Annotated in this window: 12 protein-coding genes and 2 pseudogenes; 8 read left to right on the forward strand and 6 right to left on the reverse strand. The window is 61.6% G+C overall.

Annotated elements, in window-relative coordinates:
- From GPT33_RS05675 to GPT33_RS05700, 6 genes and pseudogenes are all read right to left on the reverse strand, one after another.
- Positions 1-721: pseudogene (locus GPT33_RS05675) on the reverse strand (porin); the annotation flags it as partial.
- A gap of 733 nt (positions 722-1,454) precedes the next feature.
- On the reverse strand, positions 1,455-1,793 hold the full coding sequence (locus GPT33_RS05680; RefSeq protein ID WP_296806352.1) for a TusE/DsrC/DsvC family sulfur relay protein: 339 nt from the start codon (positions 1,791-1,793) through the stop codon (positions 1,455-1,457).
- 269 nt (positions 1,794-2,062) lie between these two features.
- The gene (cas6, locus tag GPT33_RS05685; RefSeq protein ID WP_296806353.1) at positions 2,063-2,764 is read right to left on the reverse strand and encodes a type I-MYXAN CRISPR-associated protein Cas6/Cmx6; all 702 of its coding nucleotides are present in this window, start codon (positions 2,762-2,764) and stop codon (positions 2,063-2,065) included.
- A 63-nt stretch (positions 2,765-2,827) separates the two neighbouring features.
- Positions 2,828-3,547 (reverse strand): hypothetical protein, encoded by a 720-nt coding sequence (locus tag GPT33_RS05690; protein WP_296806354.1) that lies wholly within the window; start codon positions 3,545-3,547, stop codon positions 2,828-2,830.
- 61 nt (positions 3,548-3,608) lie between these two features.
- Positions 3,609-3,800, reverse strand: a complete 192-nt coding sequence (locus GPT33_RS05695) for a sulfur relay protein DsrC (protein ID WP_093028002.1) — start codon at positions 3,798-3,800, stop codon at positions 3,609-3,611.
- 161 nt (positions 3,801-3,961) lie between these two features.
- Positions 3,962-4,888 (reverse strand): TauD/TfdA family dioxygenase, encoded by a 927-nt coding sequence (locus GPT33_RS05700; protein WP_296806355.1) that lies wholly within the window; start codon positions 4,886-4,888, stop codon positions 3,962-3,964.
- A 409-nt stretch (positions 4,889-5,297) separates the two neighbouring features.
- On the opposite strand from GPT33_RS05700, the gene dsrA reads away from it, so the two are divergent.
- The 8 genes and pseudogenes from dsrA to GPT33_RS05740 form a co-directional block, all read left to right on the forward strand.
- On the forward strand, positions 5,298-6,551 hold the full coding sequence (gene dsrA / locus GPT33_RS05705; RefSeq protein WP_296806356.1) for a dissimilatory-type sulfite reductase subunit alpha: 1,254 nt from the start codon (positions 5,298-5,300) through the stop codon (positions 6,549-6,551).
- Positions 6,552-6,666: 115 nt separating this feature from the next.
- Entirely contained in the window at positions 6,667-7,737 is a 1,071-nt protein-coding gene (gene dsrB / locus GPT33_RS05710) for a dissimilatory-type sulfite reductase subunit beta (RefSeq protein ID WP_296806357.1), read from the forward strand.
- A 53-nt stretch (positions 7,738-7,790) separates the two neighbouring features.
- The gene (gene tusD / locus GPT33_RS05715) at positions 7,791-8,183 is read left to right on the forward strand and encodes a sulfurtransferase complex subunit TusD (RefSeq protein ID WP_120797926.1); all 393 of its coding nucleotides are present in this window, start codon (positions 7,791-7,793) and stop codon (positions 8,181-8,183) included.
- A 12-nt stretch (positions 8,184-8,195) separates the two neighbouring features.
- Complete coding sequence (tusC, locus tag GPT33_RS05720) at positions 8,196-8,606, forward strand: sulfurtransferase complex subunit TusC (RefSeq protein ID WP_120797927.1); 411 nt, start codon at positions 8,196-8,198, stop codon at positions 8,604-8,606.
- A gap of 9 nt (positions 8,607-8,615) precedes the next feature.
- On the forward strand, positions 8,616-8,924 hold the full coding sequence (gene tusB, locus GPT33_RS05725; RefSeq protein ID WP_232409428.1) for a sulfurtransferase complex subunit TusB: 309 nt from the start codon (positions 8,616-8,618) through the stop codon (positions 8,922-8,924).
- A gap of 29 nt (positions 8,925-8,953) precedes the next feature.
- Positions 8,954-9,292 (forward strand): TusE/DsrC/DsvC family sulfur relay protein, encoded by a 339-nt coding sequence (locus tag GPT33_RS05730; protein WP_093027992.1) that lies wholly within the window; start codon positions 8,954-8,956, stop codon positions 9,290-9,292.
- Between the two features lie 79 nt (positions 9,293-9,371).
- Positions 9,372-10,103 carry a respiratory nitrate reductase subunit gamma gene (locus GPT33_RS05735; RefSeq protein ID WP_296806358.1) on the forward strand — a complete coding sequence of 244 codons (732 nt, stop codon included), beginning with the start codon at positions 9,372-9,374 and terminating at the stop codon, positions 10,101-10,103.
- A gap of 38 nt (positions 10,104-10,141) precedes the next feature.
- Positions 10,142-10,306, forward strand: a pseudogene (locus GPT33_RS05740) ((Fe-S)-binding protein); the annotation flags it as partial.

Here is a 10,306-nt window from a genome sequence, read left to right on the forward strand (position 1 = left end):
CCTCCCCGAGCGGTGTGTCGAGCCGATAGCCGATCTGCGCGCCCCAGAAGTTGTAGTTGTTGCCGTCGTCGTTCTCCCCGATGTTCAGCGCCGCGGCCTTGATCTCCCAGTCCCCCAGCGCCAGCTCAAGCGCCACGCCGGCATCGTAGGAGGGCAGATTGAAGCCGCCGGAGTTCACGAACGCCTCGTTCATGAACTGGGTGAACTCGTCGTTGGCGTAGGCGTTCTCGTCGAGATAACCGGTGGAGTCGATGATGCCGAAGGTGGTGCCGAGGGTGGCGTCCTCGCCCGGGGTGAAGGTGTGCTTGTACCAGGCCTGCAGCAGGTAGTCGCGCCCGCGCCCGTTGATGTCCTGCAGATCGTCCTCGAGATCGACCGCCCAGGGGGCGAGCACGAAGGGCGAGGCGGCGTTCAGGCCGTTGTCCACCGCAAAGCCGAGCAGGGCGTAGAACTCGTCGCGCTCGCTCGGGCGAAAGCTCATTTCAAGCTGAAACGGCATGCCGCCCCGGCAGGTGTTGCCCTCCAGCGCCTGCCCGTCCTCGTCGACCAACCCGCCCAGACCCTCCTGGCATTGACCCGCCGCACCCAACACCGCGCCGATCGAAAAACTGTCGGTAACGTCGTAGGCCCAAGTCGGGGAGGCGGAAGCGGCCAACAGACCGGAGGTGAGGGTGGCCAGTGCGAGCCCGCGGCGGGTGGGGTGTTTGAGGGTGGGATACATGTCCGATACTCCAGCTTGATGCGAAGACTAATAAGAACCGTTCGCATTTATATAGGACGCCGGAGATGGAGTAAAGGCGGATTGCGTGCGCCGCTGCGGAGGTCTCCCGGCGGAGCGACAAAAATTGATCAGGATCAAATGAAGGCGACATGTGTCGACTCCGGAGCGTCCGTTCGATCACGCGCTCTTGGCGCGCCGGTCGCGCGACATGCTCAAGCTCGGGTGCTCCGAACGCTTGAGCGACGCTCTTAAACCGCGCCCGGTGCGGTATGCGTAGTTTTTTGGATTGGCTTGGCCGCGCATGCTCGGATGACCGCCGCAGCAGGCGCGGTTTAGCGCGGCGGGTGCGGAAAGCAAGTGCAGGGTAGGCGCCGCGGAAGGCCACCAGGGTTCGAGTGCGGGCGGGCGGAGGGTTGATCGCGGTTGTTTCAACCTAAACCGCGCCGAGCGCGGTGTGCGACATTTTTGGATGGGATCGGCCCCGGCAGACTTGACGACCGATGGAGGCGGCGCGGTTTAAAATATTAAAAAATATATCATTTGAAAGCGCGTCTCCGCTAAGGGTTGTCGATGCAGCAAACGTCGAGCCCACTCGAAAATGCGCATCTCGCTCTGGACGCGGTTTAGATCCGGCCGTAGCGGCCAACTGCTCTTTCTAGGCTCAAGGATAAACCCGGTCGAAACCGGGGGCTTGATCCGTCCATGGATCGTGCGACGGGCGTGGACGGTCGGGTCAGTAACCGCCCTTGCGCAGCACCTCGGGCAAGCCCGCGATCTTGGTGCCTTGTTTGGTCGGCGCGAGTGGGAAGAGGGTGTAGAGATCCTTGCTCGTGGGCTTGGAGCCCCACTTCTTGGCCATTTCCTTCAGAACCACGCGCTCCATGGGCTGGTTTTGCGCGTTGTTGTGGTACTCGTCCCTCAGATAGTTGATCACGTCCCAGTGCTTGTCGGTCAAGCTGATGCCCTCGATCTCGGCGAGCTTCATCGCGACATCTTCGCTCCAGTCTGCGAGATCCTGAAGATAGCCGCTTGGGGTCGTCTCGACGGTCTTGCCATTGACTTCGATGGCCATGGTTGCTCCTCTCGTCTTTGCTCGGCGGGGTACAGTCGTTGCGTGCCGATGTACCTGTCGTTAGGGGTCGATTCAAACTTCCTAATCTTATGATTTTGTGATGCAGGCGTCACATATTTTTGTGCGCCTGCGGAGGCGGCGGCTTGCCTGTGAAGCGGTCGGGTGAGACAACGCACCGGGAGAGGGGGCGGTTAGGCGGCCACGGCATGAGGACACAGCGCGAGCTCAGGGGCGAGGCGTCCTCGGAGGAAATTGCAGCCGAGTCGTGCTCAGCCTTGGCTTGATTTGACCGAGTCGACCCCTTTGTGCGGAATGAAGATGCCGCAACCCAGAAGTGGGTGATGCCCGAGCCCCCGTTGCTGCAGGCGGATGGATTCGTCCTGGGTGAGTCCGGCGAGCATCAGGCTGCGTGTTGCAATGGGACCCTCGGGCGTGGCGAGCCGATTGGTTCTGCCGCACACGGCCTTGCGCACGCGGATGCCCATCTCGGCGAGTGCGCGCGCGGCGGCTTCGAGAAAGAGACCTTCGTCTTCGTCCGCTCCGGCGCTGAGATCGAGTGCGACGTACCGAGAGAACAAGGTGGTCTCGGTGCTGAGCGGTTTGGTCTTGCCCGCGCCGACGACGAGCGTTTCGCCGCCGAGATCGAGTTTGGCCCCGGGAAGGCCGCGCAACACGTCCGTGACGCGGTGTCGGGGAACCCGCAGGATCAGCTTGGTCCGTCGGGAGACGGCGAGATAGGAGTCCGTACCGTGTTCCGGTCGTTCCCAACCGTTCTGTGATCCGGCGACGTGCACGGAGTGCACGGCGACGCCCGGCTCCTCTGCAATCCAGGGCAGCGCCTGTCTCAGCGCCTCGGCGAGCAGGTAGGCGTGGTCGACCGGGATGCACTTGCAGTCGATCCCGAAGAGGAGGTCGACGATGTCGTCCGGCACGCGAGTCCGGTCGGGGTTGTCGTCGTCATTCCAAAACATCGTCTTTGTCCATGAGGTGCTTTGCCGTCGAGTGTGTTCGGGGCGTGATGCGGCGGAAGGCGCTCATGCGAACGGGAGGCGATCTTGCAGGGCGCGCCGGTCGAACCACCAATCGTCCTGCACCAGAACATCGACCACGTTGCGCAAGCGCACCAGGAACTTTTCAGGCTCCTTGAGCTCGAGGCGCTCCATCCAGTGCTCGAGCTGCTCGGGTGTGTCGACGCCGCTGTGTCGCCGTGCAACCGTGCCGAGCATTTGGGTCGCGAAGAACATAAGATCGTCGCGTTGACGGTCCCGGGCGCGGACATCGGCGATGAAGAGCGCCGTGGTCGCGGCCACTGCGGCGCCGTCGGCGTCGTCGGGCGTCTCGTCGATCACGTGACTGAGGAGCTCGATGGTCAGCTCCGGATCGATCGGGCATGTCACTGCCAACCAGATCCCTTGGCCAAGCGCGACGAGAGACTCCTCTTGGCCAGCCTCGAACAGGACATCGCAGGCGTCTGCGGCAAGCTCGAAGGAGTCGTGCGCAATGAAATGGTCGAAGGCCGCGCGGCCGATGGGCCAAGCCTCTTCGCCACGCTCCAGACTCACCAGCGTGCGTGCGACCTGCAGCCGGGCGTCAGCGATCGCGTGCGCGGGCGCGTGGATCTGAACGAGGTTGCGCAGCCGGTCCTGCTGCATCTTCAGATGCGACTCGAGCGATGCGTTCTCGGCACTGCGATTGATGACCGAATCGGCGGCCGTATCGGCAATCTGCGTTGCCAGAACGTCGAACTGTTTCATGATGGCGCCTTCCTATGCTCGGGGCGATGCTCGGACGCGGGCTCGGACCAGGGCTCGGCGATCATCGGACGAGCCCGCTGAAGGCCGCCTCGAGCCGGTCCTCCCAGTTTTCCGGGGTATCGGGGTAGGGTGGCTTGACGTCCATTCTGAAAAAACGTTCGCCTGAACGCGCAACCGCCTGGATGACGGGGACGAGCTCGTCGAACGACTCGATGTCTTGGTTGGAAACCAGTATCTCGCTGAGCTTGAGCATGGGTCGCCGCTACTGCTCCCTTGTCGTGGGGTTGATGTTGAGACCTTCGCCCGGTCGGCGCTGTTGCCGCCACGGGTCGTTGTCTCGTTGTTTTCGTGGCGTCGGGCGACGGGTCAGGGCCGAGCCGCAGGCCAATCGCGCGCCTCGACTTCGGTCGAGCTTCAGTCCAATGCGACTCGATCCAGGAAGCGGATGCGGTAGAGCAGCCGCGCCTTGGCAGGATCCTCGTCGTCGTCGAATCCGGAGCGACAGTGAAGGACGTTGTTCGACACCAACCCTTCCCCCGGCCTTAACCTGTATCTGAACGTGAAGACATCCGGGCGGGAAAACAACCGATCCAGCGCGCCCCGCGCCGCGCGCGTGGCGGGCGTGTCGCGCCACAGGACATGACGTGCGCGTGCCGAGTAACGCATGTGCAAATGTCCATTGCGCACCGAGAACACCGGCCCGACACTCTCCGCCCGGAGCGTGCGCCCGTCTAGGGAATGCGCCGGGATGCTCAGGGCTTGCGGGTGAGAGAGCGCCGCGATGTGCCGCGGTGATTCATCGCGCAGCCGCAGATAGGCCATCTCATGATCGATGAGGCCGTTCTCCCCGCCATCGCGCGCGGCGCGGACACAGAACAGGCACCAGGCCCCGACCTGTTCGTCCTCCGTGTTGTAGTACCCGTCGGTATGCCAGCTCAGCGGTTTGTCGGTGTAGGGGATGAATTCGCGGAGGTTGACGCCGCCGGGAGGCTCGGGGGCCGTGCCGGCGCGCCCCGCATCCCCGGGGTTGCGTCGGGTCGCGGCAATGTGGCTCACCGCCGAGGCGTCGGCGAAGAGGTTGGAATCCGTCCTCTGCAGTCCCAGCGCCCGCGTGAAGGACAGCAGAGCTTCGGTCTGGATCTCGGCGGGATCGACTGCGACTAGGGCCATGTTGAAGGTCTCGATCCGAGTCTTCAGAGCCGCGCGCTCGCCCGGCGTCGGTTGATCGAGTCGTCCGACGGGAACGCGCAGGTCGGCGATTTCGGCCGGATAAGCCCGGAGCTTGCGAGCCCTCCAGTCCGAATAGGCACTGACCTGCGAGAGGTCGAAAGGGTCGTCCACGCCATCCACCCCCCTGAATGAGCAAACCTGAATATTAGTGAATGTTGACTTAGCAGTCATCCGGATGTAGCATCTCCTGTCAATTTGCTCAAGCATGTTCGCCGCCATAAACAACCGGGAGGACACCCGCTGCGGCGCTCGTCATGCCCCTATCCCGAATGGGATAGTCCGTCGGGTGATGGCCCTCCCAATCGTGGAATGGGCGTCGGCCCCGGGAGCCGGTAATTTAGCGAATGCCGATGGGGTCTCGGTAAGACTACGGGTCCGATGTGCGCCGGCTGTTCAGGCCAACCAGCCCGCGCCATGGCCGGACACACGGTGAATCGGTTGCATATCAACGTATGTCCGGTTCGGTTTTATCGACACCCCGATCCCTTCCTGCTTCATTCTGATTCGGAGAGACAGCGCCATGGCTATCGAGAAGCACAGTACCCCGATGCTTGATCAGCTCGAAACAGGCCCCTGGCCAAGTTTCATTTCGGGCATCAAGCGTCTCCGCGACGAGCATCCTGAGCCCCGTATCAATGAGATGACCAATGATCTTCTGGGTCAGCTCGAGCATTCATACGAGACCCGTAAAGGGTATTGGAAGGGCGGCACCGTTTCGGTTTTCGGGTATGGCGGAGGGATCATTCCGCGGTTCTCCGAAGTCGGTAAGGCCTTTCCGAAGTCCAAAGAATTTCATACCCTGCGGGTTCAGCCGCCGGCCGGGAACCATTATTCGACCAGCATGCTGCGCCAATTGGCCGACAGCTGGGAGAAGTGGGGCTCGGGCCTCGTGACCTTCCACGGTCAAACCGGCAACATCATGTTCATCGGCACCGACACCCACAATACCCAGCACTTCTTCGACGAGATCAATGAATACGGTTGGGATCTCGGCGGTGCCGGCCCCTGCGTGCGCACGGCCATGTCCTGCGTCGGTGCAGCGCGCTGCGAGATGTCCTGCACGAACGAGCTCAAGGCGCATCGCGCGCTGGTGAACAACTTCGTCGACGACGTCCATCGCCCGGCACTCCCGTATAAGTTTAAATTCAAGGTCTCCGGCTGCGCGAACGACTGCCAGAACGCCATCGAGCGCTCGGACTTTGCGGTACTGGGTACTTGGCGCGACGATATGAAGGTCGACCAGGCCGAGGTGAAGAACTACATCGCCGACAAGGGCCGGCAGTACTATATCGACAACGTCATCACGCGTTGTCCGACGCAGGCGCTCAGCCTGACCGACGACAACACTCTGGTGGTCAACAACCGCGATTGCGTGCGCTGCATGCACTGTCTCAACGTGATGCCGAAGGCGCTGCATCCGGGCGACGACAAGGGCGTCACCATCCTGATCGGCGGCAAGCGGACCCTCAAGATCGGTGATCTGATGGGCACCGTTGTCGTGCCCTTCAAGAAGCTCGAGACGGAAGAGGACTACGAGTCCATGGTCGAGCTCGCCGAGACCATCATCGACTTCTGGGCGGAGAACGGTCTGGAGCACGAGCGCTGCGGCGAGATGATCGAGCGTATCGGCTTGGCCAATTTCCTCGACGGCATCGGGATCGAGCCGGATCCGAACATGCTGAGCCACCCGCGCCAAAGCTCCTACGTCCGACTCGACGGATGGGACGAGGCGGCCGAGGCATGGTTCGAGCGTCAAGCCGAAGCCGGCAAGTAAATCCGCACCGACACCCTGACGTGCCGCGCACGGGATCGCCGAGATTCCGACATGGGGGCGCTGACGGGTGTCGTCGACTGACTTACCATCAGACTGAAATATTGGAGTAAAGGCGATGGCAGACATGCGTGAGCCGATCGAATCCGGATGCCCTGATCCCTGGCAATATATGCATCCGATGATGCGCAAGAACTTCGGCCAGTGGAAATACCACGACCATCCTCGTCCGGGGGTCCTCCTCCACGTCGCTTACAGCGGCGATAAGATTTGGACAGTGAAGGCGGGAACGCAGCGTATCCTCGATGTGTTCACCCTGCGCAAGCTGTGCGACATCGGCGACGAATTCGCTGAAGGCTATGTGCACTTCACGTTGCGCTCCAACATCGAATATATGGTGACGGATGAGGCAAAGGTCCAGCCCCTCATCGATGCACTGGAAGGCGCGGGATTCGTCGTCGGCGGTACCCAGAACTCGGTGGCGATGATCTCGCACACCCAGGGCTGGCTGCACTGCGACATCCCCGGCACCGACGCCTCGGGTGTAGTGAAGTCCATGATGGACGAGCTGATCGACGAGTTCCGCAACGCCAACATGCCGAACCGGGTGCATATCACCACGTCGTGCTGCCAGATCAACTGCGGCGGCCAGGGCGATATCGCCATCAACGTGCAGCACACCAAGCCGCCGAAGATCAATCACGACTTGGTCGCGAACGTCTGCGAGCGCCCCTCCGTTGTCGCACGCTGCCCGGTCGCGGCGATTCGTCCGGCTATGGTGAACGGCAAGCCCTCGCTGGAAGTCGACGAGCGTAAGTGCATCTGCTGCGGCGCCTGCTATCCGCCCTGTCCGCCCATGCAGATCAACGACGCGGAGCATTCCAAGCTGGCGATCTGGGTCGGCGGGAATCACTCCAATGCGCGCGGCAAGCCGACCTTCCAGAAGCTGGTCGCCGCCGGTATCCCGAACAATCCGCCGCGCTGGCCCGAGGCGACCGCCATCGTCAAGCGGATCCTCAAGGCGTATAAAGAGGGCGCGCGGGATTGGGAGCGGGTCAACGAGTGGATCGAGCGGATCGGCTGGCCGCGCTTCTTCGAAGAAGTCGAGCTGCCCTTCACCAAGTATCACATCGATACCTGGCGCGGCGCACGGGCCAGCTTCAACAGCTCCTCGTACATCCGCTTCTAAAGGCGGGCAGAGGGATCGGTTCAAGAGCTATCGCAATCAGTCGAGAGGTCGGCATGAAGTTCGCACTTCAGATCAACGAGGGACCCTATCAACACCAGTCATCCGACTCGGCATATCAATTTGCCAAGGCGGCGCTGGAGAAGGGGCACGAGATCTTTCGGGTCTTCTTCTATCACGACGGGGTCAACAACTCGACACGTCTGACGACACCGCCGCAGGACGATCGTCATATCGTCAATCGCTGGGCGGAGTTGGCCGAGCAGCATGACCTCGATCTGGTCGTCTGCGTCGCCGCGGCCCAGCGCCGCGGCATCGTGGACGAGGGCGAAGCGAGCCGCAACGGCAAGGACGCCACCAACATTCATCCCAAGTTCCGCATCTCCGGACTCGGGCAGCTGGTCGAGGCGGCCATTCAAGCCGACCGCCTCGTCGTCTTCGGCGACTAAAGGAGAGCTGAGATGTCGGAAGTCGTGAAGAAATTCATGTACCTCAATCGCAAGGCGCCCTACGGGACCATCTATGCCTGGGAGGCGCTTGAAGTGGTGCTGATCGGGGCCGCCTTCGATCAGGACGTCAGCGTCATGTTCCTCGACGACGGGGTCTATCAGCTCACCAAGGGCCAAGATACCAAGGCGATCGGCATGAAGAACTTCTCGCCGACCTTCCGGACCCTGGGCGACTACGAGGTCAAAAAGATCTTCGTGGATCGTGCCTCGCTGGAAGCCCGCGGTCTGACTCAGGACGATCTGGTCGAGATCGCCTGGGAGGATTTCGAGACCGAAGAAGAGATCGAGAACATCGTCGAGGTGATCGACTCGGCCCGCGTCGGCGAGTTGATGAACGAATCCGATGCGATCTTCAGCTTCTAGGGAGGCGTCATGAGTATTCTGCACACCGTCAACAAGTCGCCGTTCGAGCGCAACGCGCTTGAGTCCTGTCTGAAGTTCGCCACCGACGGCTCGGCCTTGTTGCTGTTCGAAGACGGCGTTTATGCGGCCCTTAAAGGAACCGCCGTCGAACCCCATGTGTCCGATGCGCTCGGACGTTTGAAGGTCTATGTGCTTGGCCCGGACCTGCAGGCGCGCGGCTTCTCCGCGGAGCGCATCATCGAGGGTATCAGTGTCGTGGACTATGCCGGATTCGTGGATCTTGCCGCGGAAAACGGGAAAGTTCAGGCCTGGTTGTAGTTTTTTTAGAAACCGATAGGAGCATCCAAATGTCAGACACGATCGAAGTCGACGGCAAGCAATACGGTGTGGACGAGGAAGGTTACCTGGCCAATCTGAACGATTGGGTCCCGGGCATCGCCACCGTCATGGCGGCGCAGGACAACATCGAGTTGACCGACGAGCATTGGGACATCATCAACTTCTTGCGCGAGTACTACGAGGAGTACCAAATCGCACCTGCCGTGCGCGTGCTCACGAAAGCAGTCGGCAAGAAGCTCGGCAAGGACAAGGGCAACAGCAAGTACCTCTACAGCCTGTTCCCCTATGGCCCGGCCAAGCAGGCGTGCCGTTTTGCCGGCCTCCCGAAGCCGACCGGCTGCGTCTGATCCGTCAGCCGTGACCGGGGGCGGGCTCGTTGCGAGCTCGACCCCCGGCGACTTTCCGATCCACTGAGGTACCAGGCACATGTCGTTCCTGACCATGGTCTACGCCTATCTGTACTACTTTGCGGCCCTGGTGTTGTTGGCCGGCGTGACCTTCAAGGTCGTCCAGTACGCGCGCACCCCGGCACCGCTGAAGATTCCGACGACACCGGCACCGACCACCCGAAGCGGAGTCGTTTTCAGAATGACGCGCGAGGTCGTGCTCTTCGAGAGCCTGTTTCGGGGGAACAAGTGGACCTGGATCTTCGGTTGGATCTTTCACTTCGGTCTTTTTCTCGTCACCCTGCGCCACCTGCGCTACTTCATGGAACCGGTGTGGTTGCCGATCGAGCTGGTTCAGCCTTTCGGGATCTACGGCGGCATGGCGATGGTCGTGGGTCTCGCGGGCTTGTGGGCGCGGCGTTTCTTTGTCGACCGTGTCCGCTACATCTCCTCGCCCTCGGATCACCTGATTCTGGCATTGCTGATTGCAATCGGAACGACCGGCCTGCTGATGAAGTTCGTCTTCCACACCGATGTCGTGGCGGTGAAGTCGTTCTTTATCGGGCTCTACAGCTTCGACCCGCAGCCTTTACCCGGAGATCCGCTTCTGCTGCTGCACCTCTTCATGGTGGCCGCGTTGATGATCATTTTTCCCTACAGCAAGCTGCTCCATGCGCCGGGACTCTTTTTCAGTCCCAGCCGCAATCAGGTCGACAACCCGCGCGAGCACAGACACATTGCGCCTTGGGCGAAACGACTCGAGCAGGAATAGACTCTTCGCGCCATCCCGTTCGCAGCAAAGGTTGATCCATGGCTAAGGCAACGTTTGAAGTTCCCGAGCTGAGTCAGTACCTCGACGTCCCGCCCGTGACGCCGCAGACCATGGCTCACAGTAAGCCGTTCGTGGCCAAGCCCGAGTTCCAGGCGCCGCTCGGCTTTCCCGGCGAGCTCATGGACGATTGGCAAGAGAAGGCC

The organism is Thiocapsa sp. (genome assembly GCF_011390875.1).
GTDB lineage: Bacteria > Pseudomonadota > Gammaproteobacteria > Chromatiales > Chromatiaceae > Thiocapsa.